The sequence below is a fragment of the Xenorhabdus sp. SGI240 genome, assembly GCF_040081915.1.
Taxonomy (GTDB): Bacteria; Pseudomonadota; Gammaproteobacteria; order Enterobacterales; family Enterobacteriaceae; genus Xenorhabdus; species Xenorhabdus bakwenae.
The window spans coordinates 20016-44836 of the sequence record NZ_JBEBMB010000036.1 but is presented as its reverse complement, the minus strand read 5'-3'; the positions used below and the strand labels follow the sequence as shown (position 1 = coordinate 44836).

The window sequence follows — 24821 nt, the reverse complement described above, 5'->3', positions numbered from 1 at the left end:
GCTACCACCGTAAGTTTTTGCCAGAACAGTATTAATTGCAGCAGTCAGGGTAGTTTTACCGTGGTCAACGTGGCCGATAGTACCAACGTTAACGTGCGGTTTTGAACGTTCAAACTTTTCTTTAGACACGACTCTATTCCTTAATACCGCTCCCCCGTCACAAAGAGGAGGGAGCTAAAAAGATAGTAAACTCGAAAACTTATCTAGATTTACGAGCTTCAATAATAGCCTGAGCGACGTTGCTAGGCGCTTCGTTGTACTTCAAGAACTCCATGGAGTAAGAAGCACGACCTTGGGTCTGAGAACGCAGGTCAGTAGCATAACCAAACATTTCAGACAATGGTACTTGAGCACGAACAATTTTGCCCGTAGCTATATCATCCATACCATCGATCATACCACGGCGACGGTTCAGGTCACCGATGACGTCACCCATGTAGTCTTCTGGTGTTTCCACTTCGACTTTCATGATTGGTTCCAGCAGAACTGGTTTCGCTTTCATGAAGCCTTCTTTAAATGCCATGGATGCAGCAATTTTAAAGGCGATTTCTGAGGAGTCAACGTCGTGGTAAGAACCATCGAACAGAGCAACTTTAACGTCAACGATTGGATAACCAGCCAGAACACCGCTCTTCAGCTGTTCCTGAACGCCTTTATCGACGCCTGGGATGTATTCTTTAGGAACAACACCACCAACGATTTCGTTCGCGAACTCGTAACCAACACCACCTGCTTCCAGAGGCTCGATACGTAGCCAAACGTGACCGTACTGACCACGACCACCGGACTGTTTAGCGTGTTTACCTTCCTGCTCAACAGAAGCACGGATGGTTTCACGGTAAGCAACCTGAGGTTTACCTACGTTCGCTTCAACGTTGAATTCACGACGCATACGGTCAACCAGTACGTCGAGGTGAAGTTCACCCATGCCTGCGATGATAGTCTGACCAGTCTCTTCATCACTGCTCACGCGGAAAGATGGGTCTTCCTGAGCCAGACGGCCTAAAGCGATACCCATTTTTTCCTGGTCAGCTTTAGTTTTTGGCTCAATAGCAACAGAGATAACTGGCTCTGGGAATTCCATGCGCTCCAGAATGATTGGCTTGCTCAGGTCACAAAGAGTATCACCTGTAGTGACATCTTTCAGACCGATAGCAGCAGCGATGTCGCCTGCACGGACTTCTTTAATTTCTTCACGTTTGTTGGCGTGCATCTGAACGATACGGCCAAAACGTTCTTTTTTGTCTTTCACTGGGTTCAGTACGGTATCACCAGAGTTAACCACACCGGAGTAAACGCGGAAGAACGTCAGGTTACCCACGAATGGGTCAGTCGCGATTTTGAACGCCAGTGCTGAAAATGGTTCGTCATCGCGGGAGTGACGTTCCGCCGGAGTATCTTTACCGTCTGGCAGCATACCTTTGATGGATTCAACATCCGTTGGAGCTGGCAGATATTCGACCACTGCATCCAGCATTGCCTGAACACCTTTGTTCTTAAATGCAGAACCACAGGTAACCAGGATAATTTCGTTAGCCAGAACACGCTTACGCAGAGCTGCCTTGATTTCTTCTTCAGTCAGCTCTTCACCGCCCAGATATTTATCCATCAGTTCATCTGATGCTTCTGCTGCGGATTCAATCAGGTTCTGATGCCATTCCTGAGCCTGCTCAAGCATGTCAGCTGGGATATCTTCATATTCGAAGGTAATACCCTGATCTTCGTCGCTCCAGTTGATTGCTTTCATTTTCAGCAAATCAACAATGCCGGTGAAAGTATCTTCTGCACCAATTGCCAATTGCAGAGGAACAGGGTTAGCAGCCAGACGAGTTTTGATCTGCTCAACAACGCGCAGGAAGTTCGCTCCCATACGGTCCATTTTGTTAACGAACGCGATACGTGGAACGTTATATTTGTTCGCCTGACGCCATACAGTTTCAGACTGTGGCTGAACACCACCAACTGCACAGTAAACCATTACTGCACCGTCAAGAACACGCATGGAACGTTCTACTTCGATAGTGAAGTCAACGTGGCCTGGGGTGTCGATGATGTTGATACGGTGTGGCTCAAACTGTTTAGCCATACCAGACCAGAATGCGGTAGTCGCAGCAGACGTGATGGTAATACCACGTTCTTGCTCCTGTTCCATCCAGTCCATAGTAGCAGCGCCATCATGAACTTCACCGATCTTATGGCTTACACCAGTGTAGAACAGAATACGTTCGGTGGTAGTGGTTTTACCCGCGTCAATGTGCGCACTGATACCGATATTACGGTAACGAGTTATAGGGGTTTTACGAGCCATTTTTTCCTCTCTCGTGGGCGTTCAATTTAGAGAACGGGTAGCTGGACAGCCACCCGGAACATATTCACTGCCGATGGAATACCCAATAAAGGATTTTACCAACGGTAGTGTGCGAACGCCTTGTTAGCTTCTGCCATACGGTGAACGTCTTCACGTTTCTTCACAGCAGCGCCTTTATTTTCAGCCGCATCAGATAATTCATTTGCCAGGCGCAGAGCCATGGACTTATCACCGCGTTTACGAGCAGCTTCAACGATCCAACGCATTGCCAGAGCATTACGACGAACCGGACGAACTTCAACTGGAACCTGATAAGTAGAACCACCAACACGGCGGGACTTAACTTCTACAGTCGGGCGCACGTTATCCAGTGCCAGCTCGAATGCTTCCAGATGATCTTTACCGGAACGCTGAGCCAGGGTCTCAAGCGCACCATATACAATAGCTTCTGCGACAGACTTCTTACCGTCTATCATCAGGATATTTACAAATTTGGCCAGCAGTTCAGATCCGAACTTTGGATCTGGCAGAATTTTACGTTGACCAATTACACGACGACGTGGCATGGAAATACTCCGTTTCGAATTTCAGGGTTGTCCAAAACTCTACGAGTTTATTTTGACATTAATGTGAAAAATGTTTGGCCTTACTTAACGGAGAACCATTAAGCCTTTGGCTTCTTCACACCGTACTTAGAACGACCTTGTTTACGGTCTTTAACACCGGCACAGTCCAGAGCGCCGCGAACGGTGTGGTAACGTACACCTGGCAAGTCTTTAACACGACCGCCACGGATCAGGATAACGGAGTGTTCCTGCAGGTTGTGGCCTTCACCACCGATGTAGGAAGAAACTTCGTAACCGTTAGTCAAACGCACACGACATACTTTACGCAGTGCGGAGTTTGGTTTTTTAGGGGTGGTAGTATATACACGAGTACATACGCCACGTTTTTGCGGGCAAGCTTCCAGAGCAGGAACGTTGCTTTTCACAACTTTCGAGCTACGAGATTTGCGAACCAGCTGATTAATAGTTGCCATTATTAAAAAAGCTCCTGGTTTTTTGCTTCGTAAACACGGATTTTACCCTCTCTCTGCCATTATGACAAAACAAGAGGACGCGGAATTTTATTGCTGACTTGACGAGGTGTCAAGAAATATACAGTTTTTCTATATCGGCAAAATATTATCGGTAAAGTACTGCCAGTAAAGCGTTGGGCTGGTAAAGTTGCTGAAAAGTGCCATTCAGATCTACCCATCACCTCTACCATGCAAAATTTTGCTGATGTTTTACTGTTAAGCTAACAAAGCCATTGTAATCAATTACCATTACACGGTCTGAAATCTGTTCAATCAGCCCCCGTGCATCAAGATCTTCTTTTAAAACATAAATGCCTGCCCTCGTACGGAGCAACTCCGCCAAATAACGGTTATCATTAATGCCCAATAACACACCATTGTGCATCAATAAAACATCATCGGTATCAGATACAAGGCCAAGCATTGCATTGAAGTCACTATGGTAAGGTGAGCGACTGACAGTATATAACATGTTACCCGCCTGAAATAGATTAAAATTTCAACACAAAATCATAACCCGCCAACAATTCTCGGATTGCGGCGGCAGAAAGAAATTCAGCTTCCAGCACAAAATTGTTTGCTGGGCTGCCTCCCCGAATCACTAAATCATCCAGACAGACGTAACATTTATCAATGTCATAGAGCGGCAAGACCTTAAAGGTTGAGATATAGTCACGGGCCAGGATTTTATCCGGCTGCTGATTGGCCAATAATTGAAATACACCATCAGAAATAAAAAATACACCGATCTGCTCAGTCAATGCCGACGTCGCAAGCAGTGCATCCAGCCCTTCCCGGCCGGCAGAAGAGCCGTGAGGAGCTTCAGTAAAAATAAAGGCAATTTTTTTCATCGATACCCACGAAGATTCCCAAACCTAACCAGCGCTAAAATTGTATGACACGATCACATAACATCATGGCTTCTGCCAACGATCCCAATCCACTGAACTCAAATCCTTCAGCTAAATTAGCGGCGGGCAGATTCAATTCACGGGCTTGCTGTTCATCCACGACACCACGGCGCAATGCCGCAGCAACACAGATAAACAGATCGAATTGATGCTGGATTGCCAATGCCTGCCAGGCCCTGACCAAATCAAACTCATCATTGGCAGGGGCAACCCATTGATTGCCGTTTTGGACACCTTCGCGATAAAAAAACACGCTATGCAGTTTATGGCCAGAGGTGATCAATGCCTGAGCAAATTGGTAAGCGCTGCTGGCTTGTTGAGTACCGTAAGCTGGCCCAGTGACCAGCAAACAATAAGACAGTGACGACATTACTTCTCCGAACCCGCATATTCACCATTTTTGAACTGGCGAATATAGAGATATACCGTATGTTTGGAGATATTCAAACGATCAGCCACCTGATTAATCGCATCTTTAATATCAAAAATACCTTTCTCATAAAGGTTCAGCACAACCTGTCTGTTTTTCGCATTATTGGAAACATTGCGATCAGCATTCACTTCTTCAATTGTGAATTCCAGAGTTTGTGCTACCAGATCATCCACGGAAGAAGCAAAATTGACGTTTGAAGCAACTTCATGGGTTTTTTCCGGGATAAAGGTCTGAATAATTTCAGAGAAAGGCACATCAAGATTCATATTGATGCACAAAAGCCCAATGACTCGACGCTGGCGATTGCGGATAGCAATCGTGACAGATTTCATCAACGAGCCACTTTTAGCCCGTGTGAAATACGCCCTGGAAACGCTACTGTCTTCATCCGTAATATCATGCAGCATTCGCAACGCCAGATCGGTAATCGGAGAACCAATTTTACGCCCTGTATGCTCGCCATTAGCTATTCTGACGGCTGAACATTTAAGATCTTCCAGTGAATGAAGAACTATTTCACAATGCCCACCAATCAACATAGCCAGGCCATCCACAGCAGCTTCGTAAGATTTTAAAATTTCGTGATCAGTTTCACTAAATGGTTGGTTTTCCAGTAAATCAATATCACTGTTTTCACCAGAGATATTATCACCAGTTAATAGCGGGGTAGACATGTAATACACCATCCTTCAAATTCTGACTTTGCCTCACCAAAAACATCGGGGCAAGATTTATTATAAAATCACATTACTGCAACTCAGCATCTACTTCGGTAAACGCCTATTGTTACAAGAAAGTTAAATAGCCTTATGAGATAAGCGCTAAAAACAAACAGTTAAAAATGTTTGCTCTATATTATTCTATTCGGACTATTCAGAATAGTGACGTTAAAACCACATCGAACTGCCGTCAAGCTCTTGCTGAGTATAGCGCGGGGTTCAATCACAGCTTTATGCCGAATCCATCTGAAATACGAAAAGCAATATCCCATTTAATACCGTGGGAAATAATAAGCAAATAAATTTATTATTTTTTATCCATGCTTATTACTCATCAAATAGAGGTAAATATCAGCAGCAAATCGAAAGGTAGAAAAAATGTGTGATAAAGCAGGAGCCTTAAGCCCCTGCTAATATCTTTTTATTTTGCCTTGGCCGCAGGCTTAATATCCAGTAATTCAACATTGAAAACTAAAGTGGAGTTAGCTGGAATTTTAGGTAAATTAACCTGATCATAAGCCAGCTTAGGTGGAATAACTAATGTGATTTTTCCACCTTTCTTCACATGCTGTATACCTTCACTCCAACCTGGAATAACGCTATCCAAACGGATTGTCAGCGGCTCTTTACGGTCATAAGAGCTGTCAAAACCCTGACCATCAATCAAAGAACCATTGTAGTTAACAACGACAGTATCAGTCTCTTTAGGTGCGTTACCCGTACCTGCTTTTTCAATTTTGTAAAGAAGCCCGGTTTTGGTTTCCACTACGCCCGCTTGTTTAGCAAACTCTTTGCGATATTGGGCACCTTTTTCACCATTTTCACTGGCTTCTTTTTCTGCCTTAGCCAGTGCTGCACTTTTCACTTTAGATTCAAAGGCTATCAGGGTTTCCTGTATTTCTTTATCCGTCAGTTTGGCTTTATTATTTAATGCATCTTCAACACCAGCCAGCAACTTTTCTTTTTCTATATTGATACCGAGCGCTTTCTGTTCTTGCAATGAGTTGGCCATATAGCCTCCCAGAGAAGCACCCAGAGCATAAGAATTTTGCTGTTCTGCTGTTTTAAAAGCACTATTTAGTTTGACTTCGTCTTTGGTTTCGGTGTTAGCAGCCAAAACCTGGGGTACGCTAAATGCCACCGCTAGCGTTGTTGCCAGCAGAGTTGTTTTAAACAGTGATTTCATCCTATTCTCCAATAAGTTTGGGTGGGGTTGCCATCAGCATAGGGCATAACATTTACTATAACCGCCTAAGAAAACCAATGACAATATTTGCTATACCTTGCCATAAAAATCGTTGAGACAACATTAAAGCAAAGAGGTTTCGTGAAATTCTATTTCACTGGATATATGAGCATTATAGTGGCATCTTGACCGAATCATCGGTCCGTCATTTAAATTAATTGATTCAGAGGCAGGAGGAAAGATAATGGAATTATCTGAATTTGAGCGAAGATTTGAACAACTAGAAACCAAGCTGGCTTACCAAGAAGCCACCATTGAAGCATTGAATCAGGAAGTGATAAAGCAACAGCTCGAAACAGACAGATTGAAAGAACAACTAAAATTAATCGCTGAACGTCTGAAAACTCACCAGGCATCCATCATTGCACCGCTTTCTGAAGAAACACCGCCCCCCCATTACTGATATTCATCAGGGAAGCGACCCGCCAAGGAAGGCTAGACGCAAAATAAAGAAAGAGAAGCTTAAAACCCGCTTCTCTTTTTCTGCTTACTGATATTTCAGGTGACTAACGATTTTCAGTTAGCCCCGATTAATCTCAATGGCAGCTACCGCCGCAGCATCCGTGATCACCGTGATCGTGATCATGGTGATCATCACAGCCACCCTGACCATGTACATGGCCATGAGCCAATTCTTCTTCGGTCGCCTCACGGATCGCAACAATTTCAACATTGAATTTCAGATTCTGGCCAGCCAACATGTGGTTTGCATCAACAACCACTTCATCACCTTCTATCGCAGTGATTTCTACTGGAATAGGTCCCTGATCGGTGTCAGCCAGGAAACGCATACCAACCTGGAGATCATCAACGCCAACAAACACATCTTTTGGTGCACGCTGAACCAGGTTGTCATCATACTGACCGTATGCATCTTCTGCTTCTACGCTAACATCAAAATGTTCACCCACCTCACGGCCTTCCACTGCTTTCTCTAATCCGCTGATCAGAGAACCACGGCCATGCAGATAGTCTAACGGTGCACTCACCGAGGACTCATCAACTAAAACACCATCTTCTGTTCTTACTTGATAAGCCAGGCTGACCACCAAGTCTTTTGCTACTTTCATGACAACTCCTACATACCCGAGGGAAAAAATCCGTGAGGGAAAATTTTTACTGCTCAAAAAAATGCTGCCAATTGTAACGGAATTCTACGTTACTGTACCTAGGCAATGGCAAAATTTATCCACAATTCATTGTACATGTATTAAGTTACTGTGGTGTAAAGATCCCAATGACCTGTTCCTGGTCTCTGATATGAGATGTGACAGCGTCCTCCGTCTGCCTCTGTATATGGCCACAACGGACACACTCAACAACATCAACCTTATTTTCCTGCCACATTGCCAGCGTATCCTGTGATTGGCATTTTGGGCAAACTGCTCCTGCAATAAAACGCTTACGACTAATTGACATAATTCCCCCTAAGACGTGTCAGAACATCTATTTTCCGCTACCATGCACACCAGGTACTTAAAACTCAATACATATACCCAATAGATTTCAAATTGCGGCCCATCGATCACTATACGTATCAACGATCACTATGCATATCGATATACGATTGGTATGAGGAACGCAGTCAACAAAGCGGCAACTTGAAAGATGAAGGATATATAAATCTAACTATTAATTAACTTAACACATTATATATAGACGACATCTATGATTGTTTTCTCTTCACTGCAAATCCGTCGTGGCATTCGCATCCTGCTGGATAACGCCAACGCAACGATCAATCCTGGACAAAAAGTCGGATTAGTTGGCAAAAATGGCTGCGGTAAATCTACCCTGCTGGCATTACTGAAAGATGAACTTCAAGCTGAAAATGGCTCTGTCACCTTCCCCAACAACTGGGCACTGGCTTGGGTTAATCAGGAAACGCCAGCCCTGGAAACATCAGCGCTGGAATATGTCATCGATGGTGACCGTGAATTCCGGCAACTGGAGCAAAAACTCAAAATAGCCAATGAACAAAATGACGGTCACGCCATCGCCCACCTTCATGGTTTGCTTGATACTATTCAGGCATGGACAATCCGCGCCCGAGCCGCTAGCCTGCTGCACGGATTAGGTTTTTCCCAGGTTCAGCTAGAACAACCGGTACGTTCATTCTCTGGGGGCTGGCGTATGCGCCTCAACCTGGCACAAGCGCTGATCTGCCGCTCTGATTTGCTATTACTCGATGAACCGACCAACCATCTTGATCTGGATGCCGTTATCTGGCTGGAAAAATGGTTGAAGAGTTATACCGGCACCTTGATCCTAATTTCCCACGATCGCGATTTTCTCGATCCAATCATCGATAAAATTCTGCACATTGAACAGCAAGATCTATACGAATATACCGGTAACTACTCTTCCTTCGAACGGCAACGCGCGGCCAAACTTGCCCAGCAACAGGCGTTATACCAAAGCCAACAGGAAAAAGTGGCCCATTTGCAGAGTTATATTGACCGCTTCCGCGCCAAAGCCTCTAAAGCAAAACAGGCACAAAGTCGCATCAAAATGCTGGAACGCATGGAGCTTATCGCGCCCGCTCATGTCGATAACCCTTTCCATTTCAGTTTCCGCCAGCCGGAAAACCTGCCAAATCCACTCTTAAATATGGATAAAGTTAGTGCTGGCTATGGCGAAAAAACGGTATTGAACTCGATCAAATTAAATCTGGTGCCAGGTTCACGAATCGGCCTGCTAGGTCGCAATGGTGCGGGTAAATCCACGTTGATCAAGTTGCTGGCAGGAGAGCTTGCACCTCAGCAAGGAGAAATTGCCTTATCGAAAGGCATTAAACTGGGTTACTTCACACAGCACCAATTGGAATACCTACGGGCAGATGAATCTCCATTACAACATTTAGCCCGAATCGCTCCCAGAGAGACAGAGCAACAGCTTCGAGATTATCTGGGAGGATTTGGCTTCAAAGGCGATCAAGTGACCGACCCAAGCGGACGTTTTTCCGGTGGTGAAAAAGCGCGTTTGGTACTGGCTCTGATTGTCTGGCAACGTCCAAACCTCCTTCTGCTTGACGAACCGACCAACCACCTTGATCTCGACATGAGACAAGCATTGACTGAAGCACTGATTGATTTCGAAGGTGCTCTGGTCGTCGTATCGCATGACAGGCACTTACTGCGTTCTACAACAGACGAACTTTATCTGGTACATGATGGCAAAGTAGAACTTTTTAAAGGTGATTTAGACGATTATCAGCAATGGCTCACTGAACTGCAACGCCAGCAAATGCGGGATAGCCAGGAAAAAGAAAAATCAGAGAGCGAATCTTCAACAAATAGCACTCAAAATTACAGTGCTCAAGAGCGTAAAGATCAAAAACGGCGTGAAGCTGAATTCCGTAACCAAACGCAGCCATTGCGTAAACAGCTTACAACCCTTGAAAAACAGATGGAAAAACTGGGTACGGCATTGACAGAATTAGAAGAGAAGCTGTCAGACAATACGCTTTACGACCATGATCGTAAAACTGAACTGACTGAATGCCTGCATCAGCAGACGCAAACAAAATCCAAACTGGAAGATACTGAAATGGAATGGTTGGATATTCAGGAACAGCTCGAACAAATGACAACAGAATTTGATGCGAGTCAAGGAGTCAGTTAATTTTTCAGGTATAAACCTGTAAGTATATAATCGGGTATTGTCATTCAACACCCGATTATTCCCTATTTACAAAGAAAAAATATAAAATTGCTTGCAAACAGCCAGAATATTCGTCGTAAAAAATAATAATTCATCAATTATGCAGGAGATCATTTATAATTGAAAAATGTTTCAGATTTTCATTTTTTGCTCATTGACTGAGAAACCTTTTAAAAATCACACCTCAAGCTTGATTATCATGAGAGACAAAATGACAATATTCCGTATAAAACAAGGAATAATGACTGACTCATACATTAGCAACTAAGGCAGAAAAGTTTTCAGCATCTTCAATCAAAGGCTCATCTATGTATTTTGCCCATACCACCCCAAGATCAATTTTTTTATCCGTTTCAACAATTTCTAAAAAATTCATATAATACTCAGGGATAGAACTAATAATCCGTTTAGGCACACAGGTATAGGCATTATTTTTTGTAATCATCTCTACTATCAACATGATATCATTTGTTTTTAATAGCAAATGCATATTGTCACCAGTATAAATAGGAAAAACATTGAGGCAATCCGTTAACTCAACCTCCTCTTTTTTTTCTGGTGAATTTTTCGGAGTAACTCCGTTGCCAAACTTACGTAAGGCTATTCTGCATTTAGATACCAGATGACTTCCTTTCTTAAAGATATAGATCAACCTTTCCGTAAACACCTTTTTTGGCTCTAACGGAGCGCTAATAGATGATAGCGGCATCACTGCAACATGTAACATCCTTGCATTCAATAAATTTATCTGCTGCTCAACTGACAGTCCAGTCACCAATGACAGCACAACGCTCCCTTTTTTTTCCACGAACTGTCGCTCTATTTGAGAATAATTGTGGATAGGAAAACAAGAGCCGACGTATAAGTGCCTGACCATATCCTCTTTTGAATCGACATGAACCTGACTTTTGAAGCGTTCATAGTGAGATAAAAACTTCCGGGTATTTTCCAACGTCTTCTGCCCAAAATCTGTCAACCTTGTTCCATTTGGTCCCCTTATAAATAGTGATGCACCAAGAATATTTTCCAACCCGTGAATTCTCTTCGTCAAGGCTGGCTGAGAAAGATAAAGCCTCTCAGAAGCCTTATGATAATTAAGCGTTTCAGCCAAAACGATAAAAGCTTCAAGATTGCGTATATCCATGTTCTTTAGCCCAATGATTGTTGAATAACTACAAAACATTACAGATTCATGGTGATAGCATTTTAACTTAGTGTTTTGCCAAAGGTTTTATCAGGTAAAATGGTCAAAATGTTAACTAATAAAATGTTAGTTAATAAGAGGGCAATTCGCAAAATATTTATTATAATTATGTTTTAATTTCATTAAAAAATAATTTCAACAGTAACTAATTATTCTGGCAATGTGGATATCCTCCTTGTTAGTCATATTATTTATCACTCCATTTCATTTTTTAAACTACAGCGTCATTAATATTTATTAAGGTTAAAAACAATCGAGATATAGCCTATAAACAGATCCACAATGGATACTTTTCTTTATTGATAATCTGCCAAATCAAATGCTAGAGATCATTGAAAGTTAAAATATCATATTGTGAAACTATTGTGTGAATAATTTAATTGAAGAACATAAAGAAAAGCATATACACCTAGCTTACCCGTATAATGTAACAAACAGCAGATAATTTACATCCATTATATTATTAATCGCTCATCCATATTTTACTTTTATGGTCATTTTAATATTTACTCTTATTACGTGTTAATAAGAAAATGTGACATTAAAAAATAGCAATACGGCAATGACAGGCTTGATAGTGATAATGCATACTTATTCTTAACGATTTTTTAATCTTTTTTTATATCGGAATACTCTGTATTGAATTTTCATTTTATGGATAAAACGTGTTTATTTTTAGTCATCTAAGAAACCACCTTCAAACATCGTATCGACAATTTTTCCAATATATACTCGATAAACTTCAAGTTGCAATCCGCAAGACGACGCGAGGCCTTATATTTCCCCGCTGCGCGGGGGAATATAACACGTACCTTGAAGTTGGATTGATATAAAATAAAAAGCGGGAAATCGTGTTTTTAATCTATTTTGGTGTATATTTTCTATTAAACGCTCAGTAAGCTAATCTGACGTACATAATTCACTTCTTAATTTCAATAAAATATGACAGATAAATGATGAAAATCGACTTGAGCAATATGATAACAGAGAGTTGTAACCCCGCCAGTACCCACATTGATCAACTCTCAACTCTCGATATGCTCCGTGTTATCAACGATGAAGATAAAAAAGTGGCTATTGCCGTTGAAAAAACACTGCCTCAAATTGCCCGTGTCGTTGATAAAGTTGCCGAAGCATTTCGTCAGGGTGGGCGCTTAATCTATAGTGGAGCCGGCACATCTGGGCGCTTAGGTATCCTAGATGCCAGCGAATGTCCACCCACTTATGGTACAAAACCAGAACAGGTAATCGGCTTAATTGCCGGAGGGCATCAAGCCATTTTGCAAGCTGTCGAAAATGCGGAAGATAATCGGCAATTAGGTACAAAAGATCTTCAGGCATTACACGTTAATCAAAGAGATGTTCTGGTAGGGATCGCAGCCAGTGGCCGAACCCCCTATGTATTAGGTGCCATGGAATATGCCAAATCAGTTGGTGCTACTGTCGCCTGTATCAGCTGCAATCCAAACAGCTCAATGGTGCAATTAGCTGATATTGCCATCACGCCCGTCGTAGGGCCAGAAGTGATAACGGGTTCATCCCGCATGAAGGCAGGCACGGCACAAAAATTGATACTGAATATGATCACGACAGGTGCCATGATCCGTATTGGCAAGGTATATGGTAATTTGATGGTTGACGTAGAAGCCACCAATGCCAAATTAATCGAACGCCAGAAAAATATTGTCATGGCCGCCACGGAGTGCAGTAGAGAAATGGCAGAACATGCCTTAAACGCCTGTGGTGGTCATTGCAAGACCGCAATCGTCATGATTTTATCGGGTGTCAGCGCCGAACAAGCCAAAGCGTTACTGGCAGAACACCAAGGGCTTATCCGGCCAGCTATCTCAATAGACCGATAATCATTAAAATACTCAACGCCATTGACGGAATGGACTTCACTAACGCTATTTTTCAGGTGCAAAAATATTGACTTAACCAAACCAGATTAACGGCACACAAGCAGCAGTCAGAACACCCATTGCGACATTGAAGGTAAACCACGCGCGACGGCTTCTCAGTAACTGACCAATCAGTGAGCCGAGAACCAGCCAGATTGCACCAGCAAGAGTATTGACGATTAACATCACGATGCTGATAACAAAAATGGAATAGTTATACAGCTCTCCAGCCAGACTGTAACTACTGATTGCGCCCAATCCCATCAACCAGGTTTTTGGATTTAAGAACTGCAATAACCAACCCTGATAAATTTTGATAGGTTCTCCTGCCGACGTTGTGGTGTCCAGCCGCTTATAATGCGAAGTAGCTGTCTTCCAGGCTAGCCAGAATAAATACAGGCATCCGAGTATTTTCAGGCCCGTATGTAACGCAGGATAAATCAGCAGTAACGCAGCAACACCAAACGCAGACAGCAGCAAAATTGTCTGCATCCCCAAAATAATGCCCAGACAAAGCGGGATAGAACGGCGAATTCCAAAATTAGCTCCCGATGATGTCAGTAACAAATTATTTGGACCCGGTGTGACAGCGGAAATAAACATAAATATACTAAGCGAGAATATCAGGCTTAAAGTCATGGGTAGATTCCCCTCCCACCCAGGTGGTTGACATTTCTTTTCAAGAAAATAACAGTATGTTATTTCACATACAAGATAACTAATCATGAAATCAATTCATTATGAATCCCGGCCTACAACTCCATTGACACTGACTAAGTTTACCCAATGATGAATTACCGTATTTTCAGGAGCAATCACAATGATTATCCCGTGGCAACAATTGGAAGCCGATACACTCCACAACTTAATTGAAAGCTTTGTCTTGCGGGAAGGTACTGATTACGGCGAACAGGAAAAAACGCTCGAACAAAAAGTGCAAGATGTCAAACGTCAACTTGAGCGAGGTGAAGTTCTGCTGGTATGGTCTGAACTACATGGAACCGTTAATATCTTGTCTAAAGCGATGTTCCGCCCGTAAAGCTCGGTTTGTTTTATTCATTCTAATTGACTGATTCGCCAATTTTATTGATTAAGGAGTCTGTTCATGTCTGCCAAACACCCCATTATCGCAATCACTGGTTCCAGTGGCGCAGGAACAACCACGACCAGTGTCGCTTTTCGCAAGATTTTCCAACAATTTGACGTAACAGCCGCACTGATAGAAGGGGATAGTTTCCATCGTTATACTCGTCCTGAAATGGATGCCGAGATACGGAAAGCAAGAGAACAAGGCAGACATATCAGCTACTTTGGGCCAAAAGCTAACGATTTCGGTACGTTGGAAAAGACATTCCTTGAGTACGGAGAAACGGGCAATGGCCGCTGCCGAAAATATCTCCATACCTATGATGAAGCCGTCCCCTATAACCAATTACCAGGTACTTTCACACCGTGGGAACCTCTGCCATCAAATACAGACGTCCTATTTTATGAAGGACTGCACGGTGGTGTTGTCACGCCACAACACAATGTCGCCAGTCATGTTGATCTGTTGATTGGCGTTGTGCCTATCGTCAACTTAGAATGGATACAAAAACTCATCCGTGATACCGGTGAGCGTGGGCATTCCAGAGAAGCTGTCATGGATTCCGTTGTCCGCTCAATGGATGACTATATCCGCTACATCACTCCTCAGTTTTCACGTACCCACATCAATTTCCAACGTGTCCCTACCGTTGATACCTCTAACCCCTTCTCTGCCAAAGCGATTCCCTCGCTGGACGAAAGTTTTATCGTGATCCGCTTCCGTGGTCTCACTCAAATTGATTTTCCTTATTTACTCGCTATACTTCAGGGTTCATTTATTTCCAGCCTAAATACTATTGTCGTTCCGGGTGGAAAAATGGGACTGGCAATGGAATTAATTATGGCACCGCTTGTTAAACAATTACTGGAAGGCAAAAAAATCTCGTAATTTAATCCCCATTTAATTTTTAATAAGGCAGGTAACAAAAAATAATGTTACCTGTTTTATTAAAATAAATAGGCCATTTTTTGTGACATAATTTTTTCCCTTTTATAAATGTAAAATCAATAAAACCAACTCTTCTACCTGATTTCTGGTAATCTGGCAGTCAGTTTAATAGGCTGAAGCGATACAGGAGAAGACAGAAACGCTTTCCTGTGTTACAAACAAGGTTACAAGTAGGGACTGGCAAGGTATATGGGTTAAGATCAATATGCCCAAATTTTGACATCTTTATAATCAATATAAAATTCCCCGCTTGTCAGCTTTTCAGCAGGTTAATATGTTAACCTATTGACTTTATAAAGCCAGCCTGAAGAGGAACGACAGTTTCTCACATCATAAAGGCAGAAATAACAACAGAGGATAAAGCGAATGGTTCTCGGCAAGCCACAAACAGACCCAACTCTTGAATGGTTTTTGTCACACTGCCATATTCACAAATATCCATCCAAGAGCACGCTTATTCATCAAGGCGAGAAAGCAGAAACGCTTTACTATATTGTTAAAGGTTCAGTTGCTGTTCTAATAAAAGATGAAGAAGGTAAGGAGATGATTCTCTCTTATTTAAATCAGGGAGATTTCATTGGTGAACTTGGATTGTTTGAAGAGGGGCAAGAACGTACTGCATGGGTGCGAGCCAAAAGTGCCTGTGAAGTGGCTGAAATTTCCTATAAGAAATTTCGCCAGTTAATTCAGGTCAATCCTGATATTCTGATGCGTTTATCTGCCCAGATGGCAAGTCGCCTACAAACCACTTCCGAAAAAGTAGGTAACTTGGCCTTTCTGGACGTTACAGGCCGTATCGCCCAGACGTTGCTCAATTTGGCCAAACAGCCTGATGCAATGACTCACCCTGATGGTATGCAAATCAAAATCACACGTCAGGAAATTGGGCAGATTGTGGGTTGCTCCCGCGAAACGGTTGGCCGTATCCTGAAAATGCTGGAAGATCAAAACCTGATCTCTGCACATGGCAAAACCATCGTCGTTTACGGGACACGTTAATTCCCGATAAACCAGAAACTCAGCCAGTGCAATCCGTTACTTCGCACTGGCTTCTTTTTTACTTTTATTTGTTTAACCAGCGGAATATCGCCATTTCCAGCCGCATCATGCCGTCTGTAATTTCGTCCTCAGGAATGATCAATGATGGTGTAAAGCGCAAGATGCTGTCTCCTGCACTTAATAACATCAATCCCGATTCCGCCGCTTGCTGTATTATCTCTCTGGCCTTGCCCTGATATTCAGCTTTCAATACGGCGCCAATAAGCAAGCCTTTTCCACGAACTTCATGGAAAATACCATATTTTTGGTTCAGTTTTTCCAGAGCATGAATGAGCCTATCGTGCCGTTTTTCCACGCCCATCATCACTTCTGGCGTATTGATGATATCCAATACGACACAACCGATACTACACGCTAGCGGGTTTCCACCATAAGTCGTTCCATGCGCACCCGTTTCCATTGCTGCCGCTATTGTATCTGTCGTTAACATTGCACTGATGGGAAAACCGCCCCCCAGCGCTTTTGCTGTCGTCAGGATATCCGGCTGTACGCCATAATGCTGGTAAGCATATAATTTACCCGTGCGCCCTATTCCACTCTGGACTTCATCAAAGACCAACAAGACCTGATGTTTATCACACAATTCCCGCACTCCATGCAGAAACTTCATCGTCGCAGGAGTCACTCCCCCTTCTCCTTGAATTGGCTCCAAAACAACAGCGCAAGTGTGATCATTGATTTCTGCCCTGACGGCATCCAAATCGTTAAAAGGTACGTGAACAATATCAGCAGGTTTAGGTCCGAACCCATCGGCATATTTCGGCTGCCCTCCTACCGAAACAGTGAAAAAGGTGCGTCCATGAAATGCCTGATGGAAAGCAATAATTTTAGTTTTATTCGGATGATGACGAGTAATCGCATAACGACGTGCCAATTTAAATGCCGCTTCATTAGCTTCCGCTCCCGAATTAGCGAAAAAGACTTTCTGGGCAAAGGTCGCATCAATCAATTTCTGTGCTAAAGCTAAGGCTGGCTCATTGGTAAAAATATTGCTGACATGCCACAATTTTTCACCTTGCTGCTTCAGGACGTTCACCAAAGCCGGATGACAGTGCCCCAAAGCCAGAACCGCGATCCCTCCGGCAAAATCAATATATTCTTTACCCTGTTGATCCCATACTCGACTTCCTTGCCCTCTGACAGGAATAAAATTCGCCGGTGCATAAATGGGCAACATCACGTGATCATAGGTATTTCGTTTTGTTGCCTTATTTTCTGACATTTCCCCCACCTTATTTTTATCTTTACCATTTAAAAATGAAATAATAATCATAAAATATGAATAAAAAATCACTTAAGAGCAAATAAAAAAACACTGAATGAGGGAATATGGAGGTAACTGACTAATATTTGAGGAAATTATTCAACAATTCATGTCCCTGCTCACTCAGAATGCTTTCTGGATGAAATTGCACGCCTTCCAATGGCAAAGTACGATGACGTATTCCCATGATTTCATCTACGTCGCCATTGCGCTGACTCCAGGCCGTCACTTCAAATGAAGCAGGAAGCGTTTCTGCGGCAACGACCAGAGAGTGATAACGCGTGACCGTCAATGGACGATCTAATCCTTTAAATACCCCTTGCTGGCTATGATGGATCAGACTGGTTTTTCCATGCATCACTTCACGAGCTTTAACAACGCTCGCCCCAAAAGCCTGACCTATTGCCTGATGTCCCAGGCACACACCGAGGATGGGCAATTTCCCTGCAAAATGTGAAATCGCTTCCAACGAGATCCCTGCTTCATTTGGTGTGCAAGGCCCCGGAGAAATGACTAAATGAGTGGGAGCCAAATCTTCGATATCTTCAAGCTGAATCTCATCATTACGCTTAACTAAAACCTCTGTCCCTAACTCACAAAAATATTGATATAAATTGAATGTAAAAGAATCGTAGTTATCTATTATTAGTAACATAGGAGTATATCCTACTGATTATTATAGTCTTATAAGTTACCCTACCCCATAGGGGTATTATGCATTCTGTATAACAGTAAAATCAGGTAAAGCAGTATTAACAGCAATGGGGGGCTAATCATACCACAGAAGCACTTTTAAAATAGTGGTACGGAGACCGCATTACCATAATGCAGCATGATGTAACAACGTAGAAATGGCGGAGAGAAGGGGAATGCAAACGGTACTCAAACAACCAGTAATGATTATCCGAATACCGTATTATGTCGGTCTTCGGGCTGTTAAGGTTCAACCTTGGCAGACAAGATCACAATAGGTTTTGCCGGTACATTTTGGTAAGGACCAACGTTTTCTGTTTTGACCTGAGAAATTTTATCAACCACATCCATGCCCTTAACCACTTTACCAAAGACTGCATAACCGAAGTCACGCTGCCCGTGGTCAAGGAAAGCATTATCAGTCACATTAATAAAAAACTGGCTGGTTGCGCTATCCTTATCTGCGGTACGTGCCATAGCAATAGTACCCCGCAGATTCCTCAGGCCGTTATCTGCTTCATTTTTAATTGGCTCCCGGGTAGCTTTTTGCTTCATATCCTTTGTAAAGCCGCCGCCCTGGATCATAAAGCCCGGGATAACACGATGAAAGATGGTGTTGTTATAAAATCCCTCATTGACATACTCAACGAAATTCTTGGTAGTCATTGGAGCCTTATTGCTATCTAACTCAAGTTCGATTTCTCCAGCCGATGTGACCAGCTTCACGTGAGTTTCAGCGGCTAATGCTGGGACAGCTATCGCACTGATAGCACATGCAGCCATAAGCGACACAAAAATACGTTTAAACATTAATGGTTCCTTTATTTTTGAAATCAACAATAAAACTCATAACAACAAAACGCCTTAAGTGTAATTCCCTATAGCGTGAAGTTCCAAAGATTTACCTACATTTACGAGTATCTTAGATGAATAGAGGGAAAATCTACCGATAACTTTTATATTCGCATAGTTCAGCAAAGTCTATTTTGTGAATAACCCCATATTGATATGCTTTCCATGCTAAAACATAGAAATTGAAGATTGATATACACTCGACAGCATGATCAGAGTAATTCAAAATCTGTAAGCTCAGTTTCTTACACTGTGCCTTCGGATATTTTTTCCAGAATAGTCACCAACATGATCTATACCAATCCAACTTTAAGATGCGTGTTATATTTCCCCGCGCAGCGGGGAAATATAAGGCCTCACGTCGTCTTGCGGATTGCAACTTGAAGTTTATCGAGTATATAAGGAAAGTTTGAATCCCGAAAAAGTGTTGATTTGGCGAATTGTTCACAAAAAGAACCTATTACGGATTCCTCAAGTTACTCCTGTCCACAAGCAACTCCCCTCGGTATAATCATCGCGCTATTTTTGTGTATTCCTCAGGGAGATAACCATTTTGACCATCAAGAACTACAACTATCATATGACTCACTTTATTACGAGTGCACCTGACATTCGCCACCTGCCTCAAGATGTGGGTATTGAGGTCGCGTTTGCCGGTAGGTCAAATGCGGGTAAATCCAGCGCCCTGAATGCACTGACCCGCCAAAAGAGCCTTGCGCGTACCAGTAAAACCCCTGGCCGTACCCAATTAATTAACTTGTTCGAAGTAGAAGAAGGAGTCCGTCTGGTAGACTTGCCGGGCTATGGCTACGCCGAAGTACCAGAAGAGATGAAACGTAAGTGGCAGAAAGCGTTGGGGGAATACCTCCAGAAGCGTGAATACCTTCAGGGATTGGTGGTTTTGATGGATATCCGCCATCCACTGAAAGATCTGGATAGGCAAATGATCGAATGGGCGGTCGTGATGCAAGTCCCTGTCATGGTATTGCTGACTAAAGCTGATAAACTGGCATCCGGTGCCCGTAAAAGCCAACTGGCAAAAGTTCGTCAGGAATTAGCCTCTCTGGAAGGTGATATTCAGATCGAATACTTCTCCGCCCTGAAAAAAATCGGCATTGATAAACTAGAGCAAAAACTTAACCAGTGGTTCAATCAGCCAGCCATTGAGATGGAATAACATCCGCCTCTGCCCCATAAAAAAACGCCCCAGTCAAAAGAAATGACTGGGGCAGCTAATATTCAGCTAAATCCGATTACGTGAAGTAAAAGGTCTGAAAGATAGAACATCTTACCTCTGTACCCTACGCCGATAACTTTAACCTATTCTTTTAATCAAAAAAAGACTTTTTTGTAATTAATTTTCACTAATTACCTCGATTCAGCTGTTAACATTTAAGCAAATCAGGTTATTATGGCGTCATTAATGTAGTTTAATTACATATTTATGAGATCTAGATCTAATCTACAACCTAACTGAAATTCTTGTCACATGCCTTTTCGCGGCATAATTGAGATAATTCCAGTTCATTAAACAAGCAGTATTTTCATAAAAATCATTCAATAAAAAAAGAACCGCATTTCTACGGCTCTTTTTCTGCTTCTTAAGATAAAAAGGTATATCAGTGTGCCTGCTCCCAATTATCACCAATCCCAACATCCACATTTAACGGCACATCAAGCTGCATACTTTGTTCCATCAGCTCTCTGATTTTCTGCCCTGCGGTCTCCAGCTCTGATTCATGCACTTCAAATACCAGTTCATCGTGAACCTGCATGATCATGCGCACATTTGGCTGCTCACTGATAATCCAGTTATCTACCGCAATCATTGCCAATTTGATGATATCTGCTGCCGTCCCCTGCATAGGTGCATTGATGGCTTCACGCTCTGACGCCTTACGACGCATGGCATTACGCGATTTGATATCCGGCAGGTACAACCGGCGACCTTCCAGCGTTTCGACAAATCCCTGCTCAGCCGCCTGCGTCCGTGTACGTTCCATATAAGCCAGCACTCCCGGATAACGCTCAAAATAGAGATCCATATAGCGCTGCGCTTCACCACGCGGAATACCTAACTGGCGGGATAGGCCAAACGCACTCATGCCATAAATCAGGCCGAAGTTAATCGCCTTAGCACTGCGACGCTGTTCACTGGTCACTTGTTCCAATGGTACGCCAAACACTTCCGCAGCCGTTGCGCGGTGGATATCTTTGCCTTGGGCAAATGCCTCCAACAAGCCTTTGTCCTGTGACAAGTGCGCCATAATGCGCAATTCAATCTGCGAATAGTCCGCCGCCATAATGCGGTAACCTTCCGGTGCCACAAATGCCTGACGGATGCGGCGCCCTTCATCATTACGAACAGGGATGTTTTGTAAGTTTGGATCACGGGAAGAGAGGCGTCCCGTCGCAGTTACCGCCTGATGATAAGACGTATGAACGCGATTTGTCAGTGGGTGCACCATCAGAGGCAATTTATCCGTGTAAGTGGTTTTCAGTTTTGCCAGGCCACGATGTTCCAGAATCACTCTTGGCAATTTATGACTCTCTGCCAACTCTTCCAGTACTTCTTCATTCGTTGATGGTGCGCCATTTGGCGTCTTTTTCAATACAGGCAAGTTCATTTTTTCAAATAAGATGACTTGTAACTGTTTTGGTGACGCCAGATTGAATTCTTCCCCTGCCAACTCATAAGCAGACTTTTCCAGTTCATCCAGACGTGCAGTGATTTCCCTTGAATGTTCTGCCAACGTTTGGGCGTTGATCAGCACCCCTGTTCTTTCCATACGGGACAAAACCGGCACCAGAGGTATTTCGATCTTCTGGAAAACTTTTTGCAGCGTTGGCGCATTCTCTAACTGAGGATACATGACCTGATGTAGCCTAAGAGTCACATCCGCATCTTCCGCCGCATATTTTGCGGCTTCCTCCAATGGAATTTGATTGAAGGTGAGTTGCTTTTTGCCCTTGCCCGCAATTTCTTCAAATGTGGTGGTTTTATAGCCCAGATGACGATCAGCCAGGCTATCCATGTCATGCCGCCCCGCTACGCTGTTCAAAACATACGATTCCAGCATGGTATCGAAAACAATGCCATTTAAAGCAATGGCATAACGCGCTAAAACACCACGATCAAATTTCAGGTTTTGACCAATTTTAGGCAGATTGGCATCCTCCAGCAGCGGTTTTAATGCTGCGAGAACTTCGTGCAGCTCCAATTGCTGTGGCGCATCCAGATAATCGTGTCCCAATGGCAGATAAGCGGCTTCAACGTCTGATTTCCCCACGGCAATGGCAAAGGACATTCCCACCAGATTAGCTGTCAGGGTATCAAGACTGTCGGTTTCCGTATCAAAAGAGAATGCCGGAACTTGTTTCAGCTTTTCAATCCACTCATCAAAGGATTGACGCTCAAGGATGGTTTGGTAATTTTCCGGTGAAATTTTAACAGCGGCGGGTGCAGCAGCCACTGATTCTGACTTAGTGCCGGCTGCAACAGGTTTCTGTCCATTACCTGCCAACCAACTACCATTCTGTACGTCACTGATCCAACGTTTAAATTCATAATGACTGAACAGAGACAGTAACTCATCCGCATCCGGTGGGATAACAGAAAGATCTAAACAGGTCCTATCCAACTCAACGTCGGTTTTGATTGTTGCCAATTGGTAGGAAAGATAAGCCATCTCTTTATGCTGTTCCATTTTACCAGCCAGTGTTTTGGCTCCACGGAAACCAAGTGTGGCAATGTCATCAAGCCGGGCATAGATCTCATCCAATCCGCCAATCCCCTGCAATAGCCCCAGCGCGGTTTTCTCACCTACACCCGGCACCCCCGGAATATTATCGGAAGAATCCCCCATTAGGGCGAGAAAATCGATAATCAGCTCAGGAGGAATACCATATTTTCCCTCAACCTCTTCCGGTCCCAAAATAGTGTTGGTCATGGTGTTAATCAGCGTGATATTTGGCGTCACCAATTGCGCCATATCTTTATCACCTGTGCTAATCAGCACCGAACGGCCCTCTTTTTCAGCCTGCAAGGCCAACGTACCGATAACATCGTCAGCTTCAACGCCTGGCACAACCAGAATAGGCAGTCCCATTGCATTAACCATTTTGTGCAACGGTTCAATCTGCAAACGCAAGTCATCCGGCATTGGGGGTCGATGGGATTTATATTCAGCAAATAGCTCATCACGGAACGTTTTGCCTTTGGCATCAAACACAACCGCCACATGGCTGGGTTTATACTGCATAATCAAACTTCGCAACATATTCAGCACACCATACATGGCACCCGTCGGTTCTCCCGAACTGTTTGTCAGTGGTGGAAACGCATGATATGCACGATAAAGGTATGAAGAACCATCAACCAAAATCAGGGGATTGTCTGCTATCTGTGCCATAAAATTTTCTTCGTCGTTCTGTGGGATGAATAAAGAATAGAATGCCATACTGTGTCGTTATAGACGAATTTTGCGGGAATTTTCTCGTACTAACTTGCATTTTATGACAAATATTCTGATCAGTGCTCTGTGGATAACTTTGTGCACAAAAAAATGGCATATAAAACAGATTTATGTATATCACCGCAAAGAGAGGATAACAGGAGGTAAAAATCAATGAATTACGCGAAATATTAAATAAATATTACAACCGCTTTAAAATCACTGACTTGTGGATATTACCGGAGTTTATGTTATGAAAGGTGTTTTTTGGCAAGTATTGTGCCAACTCTCTCATGGCTGGCACAATACCTGTATTATTTTATATTAATACTCGCGTTTTTGTTTCGTTACGCTACCTTCTTGCAACTTATTTTTTGTTTACCAGATAGTTCACGACCTCAGAAAATTTCTGTGAGTAGTCCAAAGCTGAACGAGTGTCAATTCCGCCATTGTTGATCAGGTACTTACCATTAACAAACATCGCTGGAACACCACGTAAGTTGAAATCTTTGGCTGCCTGACGCTCTTTAGCAGCTACCGACTGCACGATAAAGCTGTTCAGGGCTGCATCATACTCTTCACCAGATATACCCGCTTTGATGAAGGCATTGCGGATATCGTCCTTGCTAGTGATGGTTTGGCTTTTCTGAATGCCATCAAACAAAATAGGAGTGACTTTATCTTCAATCTTCATGACAATGGCGACTGCCCAGGCATCGGTCAATGCTTTGCCCAACGGTCCCAGAAAATCCACATGATAACGTTCATGAGTCACACCTGCTGGTAAGTTTTTCTCAACCGTAGCAGGAACGTGATACGTATTTTCAAACTGATAGCAATGAGGACAATAAAAAGAAAAAAACTCCACCACCTGAGGCTGATTTGCAACCGGATCTTTTAACTCGGTATACTGTTTGCCTTCAGAAAAACCGGAAGCAGCAGCATTAAATGCCATAAATGCTCCCACCAGCGCTAGCCAAAATTTCTTCATAATGGTCTCC

General features: G+C 43.2%; 25 protein-coding genes. 7 read left to right on the top strand and 18 right to left on the bottom strand.

Translation table 11 applies throughout. The annotated features are described in order from the left end of the window. From ABLA76_RS09590 to fkpA, 9 genes are all read right to left on the bottom strand, one after another. The coding region (locus ABLA76_RS09590; RefSeq protein WP_348987752.1) for a GTP-binding protein at positions 1 to 129 on the bottom strand (129 nt) is incomplete at its 3' end. A gap of 70 nt (positions 130 to 199) precedes the next feature. Further along, complete coding sequence (gene fusA / locus ABLA76_RS09585; RefSeq protein WP_285809183.1) at positions 200 to 2308, bottom strand: elongation factor G; 2109 nt, start codon at positions 2306 to 2308, stop codon at positions 200 to 202. A 95-nt stretch (positions 2309 to 2403) separates the two neighbouring features. Further along, positions 2404 to 2874, bottom strand: coding sequence for a 30S ribosomal protein S7 (gene rpsG, locus ABLA76_RS09580; RefSeq protein WP_285809182.1), 471 nt, complete (start codon positions 2872 to 2874; stop codon positions 2404 to 2406). A gap of 98 nt (positions 2875 to 2972) precedes the next feature. Further along, positions 2973 to 3347 (bottom strand): 30S ribosomal protein S12, encoded by a 375-nt coding sequence (gene rpsL, locus ABLA76_RS09575; protein ID WP_010848548.1) that lies wholly within the window; start codon positions 3345 to 3347, stop codon positions 2973 to 2975. Positions 3348 to 3570: 223 nt separating this feature from the next. Continuing rightward, positions 3571 to 3858 (bottom strand): sulfurtransferase complex subunit TusB, encoded by a 288-nt coding sequence (gene tusB, locus ABLA76_RS09570; protein ID WP_285809178.1) that lies wholly within the window; start codon positions 3856 to 3858, stop codon positions 3571 to 3573. A gap of 19 nt (positions 3859 to 3877) precedes the next feature. Continuing rightward, a complete protein-coding gene (gene tusC, locus ABLA76_RS09565) occupies positions 3878 to 4237 on the bottom strand; it encodes a sulfurtransferase complex subunit TusC (RefSeq protein ID WP_348987749.1) in 360 nt (119 codons plus the stop codon). Positions 4238 to 4271: 34 nt separating this feature from the next. After that, positions 4272 to 4667 carry a sulfurtransferase complex subunit TusD gene (gene tusD, locus ABLA76_RS09560; RefSeq protein ID WP_348987748.1) on the bottom strand — a complete coding sequence of 132 codons (396 nt, stop codon included), beginning with the start codon at positions 4665 to 4667 and terminating at the stop codon, positions 4272 to 4274. Continuing rightward, a complete protein-coding gene (locus tag ABLA76_RS09555) occupies positions 4667 to 5404 on the bottom strand; it encodes a transcriptional regulator (protein WP_047770762.1) in 738 nt (245 codons plus the stop codon). Before ABLA76_RS09555 ends, tusD begins: the two co-directional genes overlap by 1 nt. A gap of 466 nt (positions 5405 to 5870) precedes the next feature. Next, entirely contained in the window at positions 5871 to 6635 is a 765-nt protein-coding gene (gene fkpA, locus ABLA76_RS09550; protein WP_285809172.1) for an FKBP-type peptidyl-prolyl cis-trans isomerase, read from the bottom strand. Positions 6636 to 6879: 244 nt separating this feature from the next. Between fkpA and ABLA76_RS09545 the strand changes: the two genes are divergently transcribed. Next, positions 6880 to 7098 (top strand): SlyX family protein, encoded by a 219-nt coding sequence (locus ABLA76_RS09545; protein ID WP_193852040.1) that lies wholly within the window; start codon positions 6880 to 6882, stop codon positions 7096 to 7098. A 133-nt stretch (positions 7099 to 7231) separates the two neighbouring features. Here the strand turns inward: ABLA76_RS09545 and slyD are convergent, their stop codons facing one another. Both slyD and ABLA76_RS09535 read right to left on the bottom strand, forming a co-directional pair. Continuing rightward, positions 7232 to 7765 (bottom strand): peptidylprolyl isomerase, encoded by a 534-nt coding sequence (gene slyD / locus ABLA76_RS09540; protein ID WP_348987747.1) that lies wholly within the window; start codon positions 7763 to 7765, stop codon positions 7232 to 7234. 145 nt (positions 7766 to 7910) lie between these two features. Next, positions 7911 to 8114 carry a YheV family putative zinc ribbon protein gene (locus ABLA76_RS09535; RefSeq protein WP_047770758.1) on the bottom strand — a complete coding sequence of 68 codons (204 nt, stop codon included), beginning with the start codon at positions 8112 to 8114 and terminating at the stop codon, positions 7911 to 7913. Between the two features lie 249 nt (positions 8115 to 8363). Between ABLA76_RS09535 and ABLA76_RS09530 the strand changes: the two genes are divergently transcribed. Continuing rightward, on the top strand, positions 8364 to 10319 hold the full coding sequence (locus ABLA76_RS09530) for an ABC transporter ATP-binding protein (protein ID WP_348987746.1): 1956 nt from the start codon (positions 8364 to 8366) through the stop codon (positions 10317 to 10319). A 289-nt stretch (positions 10320 to 10608) separates the two neighbouring features. Here the strand turns inward: ABLA76_RS09530 and ABLA76_RS09525 are convergent, their stop codons facing one another. Next, complete coding sequence (locus ABLA76_RS09525) at positions 10609 to 11502, bottom strand: LysR family transcriptional regulator (protein ID WP_348987745.1); 894 nt, start codon at positions 11500 to 11502, stop codon at positions 10609 to 10611. 1016 nt (positions 11503 to 12518) lie between these two features. On the opposite strand from ABLA76_RS09525, the gene murQ reads away from it, so the two are divergent. Beyond that, a complete protein-coding gene (gene murQ / locus ABLA76_RS09520) occupies positions 12519 to 13424 on the top strand; it encodes an N-acetylmuramic acid 6-phosphate etherase (protein ID WP_348987751.1) in 906 nt (301 codons plus the stop codon). Positions 13425 to 13496: 72 nt separating this feature from the next. On the opposite strand, the gene ABLA76_RS09515 is transcribed toward murQ, so the two are convergent. Next, on the bottom strand, positions 13497 to 14102 hold the full coding sequence (locus tag ABLA76_RS09515) for a LysE family translocator (RefSeq protein WP_348987744.1): 606 nt from the start codon (positions 14100 to 14102) through the stop codon (positions 13497 to 13499). A gap of 181 nt (positions 14103 to 14283) precedes the next feature. On the opposite strand from ABLA76_RS09515, the gene ABLA76_RS09510 reads away from it, so the two are divergent. The 3 genes from ABLA76_RS09510 (at position 14284) to crp (ending at position 16497) form a co-directional block, all read left to right on the top strand. Then, positions 14284 to 14502, top strand: a complete 219-nt coding sequence (locus ABLA76_RS09510; protein ID WP_348987743.1) for a YheU family protein — start codon at positions 14284 to 14286, stop codon at positions 14500 to 14502. A 66-nt stretch (positions 14503 to 14568) separates the two neighbouring features. Further along, on the top strand, positions 14569 to 15438 hold the full coding sequence (locus tag ABLA76_RS09505) for a phosphoribulokinase (protein WP_348987742.1): 870 nt from the start codon (positions 14569 to 14571) through the stop codon (positions 15436 to 15438). Between the two features lie 426 nt (positions 15439 to 15864). Next, positions 15865 to 16497 carry a cAMP-activated global transcriptional regulator CRP gene (crp, locus tag ABLA76_RS09500; protein ID WP_004240730.1) on the top strand — a complete coding sequence of 211 codons (633 nt, stop codon included), beginning with the start codon at positions 15865 to 15867 and terminating at the stop codon, positions 16495 to 16497. 64 nt (positions 16498 to 16561) lie between these two features. Here crp and ABLA76_RS09495 read toward each other — a convergent pair whose 3' ends face one another. The 3 genes from ABLA76_RS09495 to ppiA all read right to left on the bottom strand — a co-directional run bounded on the left by ABLA76_RS09495 (position 16562) and on the right by ppiA (position 19324). Continuing rightward, the gene (locus ABLA76_RS09495; protein ID WP_348987741.1) at positions 16562 to 17779 is read right to left on the bottom strand and encodes an aspartate aminotransferase family protein; all 1218 of its coding nucleotides are present in this window, start codon (positions 17777 to 17779) and stop codon (positions 16562 to 16564) included. A gap of 121 nt (positions 17780 to 17900) precedes the next feature. After that, positions 17901 to 18476 carry an aminodeoxychorismate synthase component II gene (locus ABLA76_RS09490; RefSeq protein WP_047770751.1) on the bottom strand — a complete coding sequence of 192 codons (576 nt, stop codon included), beginning with the start codon at positions 18474 to 18476 and terminating at the stop codon, positions 17901 to 17903. A gap of 281 nt (positions 18477 to 18757) precedes the next feature. Then, entirely contained in the window at positions 18758 to 19324 is a 567-nt protein-coding gene (gene ppiA / locus ABLA76_RS09485) for a peptidylprolyl isomerase A (protein ID WP_348987740.1), read from the bottom strand. Between the two features lie 595 nt (positions 19325 to 19919). Between ppiA and yihA the strand changes: the two genes are divergently transcribed. Further along, positions 19920 to 20543: a ribosome biogenesis GTP-binding protein YihA/YsxC gene (gene yihA, locus ABLA76_RS09480; protein WP_047770749.1), complete on the top strand. Its 624-nt coding sequence runs from the start codon at positions 19920 to 19922 to the stop codon at positions 20541 to 20543. Positions 20544 to 20985: 442 nt separating this feature from the next. Here the strand turns inward: yihA and polA are convergent, their stop codons facing one another. Both polA and dsbA read right to left on the bottom strand, forming a co-directional pair. Then, positions 20986 to 23778, bottom strand: coding sequence for a DNA polymerase I (gene polA / locus ABLA76_RS09475; RefSeq protein ID WP_348987739.1), 2793 nt, complete (start codon positions 23776 to 23778; stop codon positions 20986 to 20988). Between the two features lie 409 nt (positions 23779 to 24187). Next, positions 24188 to 24811 carry a thiol:disulfide interchange protein DsbA gene (gene dsbA, locus ABLA76_RS09470; protein WP_047770747.1) on the bottom strand — a complete coding sequence of 208 codons (624 nt, stop codon included), beginning with the start codon at positions 24809 to 24811 and terminating at the stop codon, positions 24188 to 24190. Between the last annotated feature and the right edge of the window lie 10 nt (positions 24812 to 24821).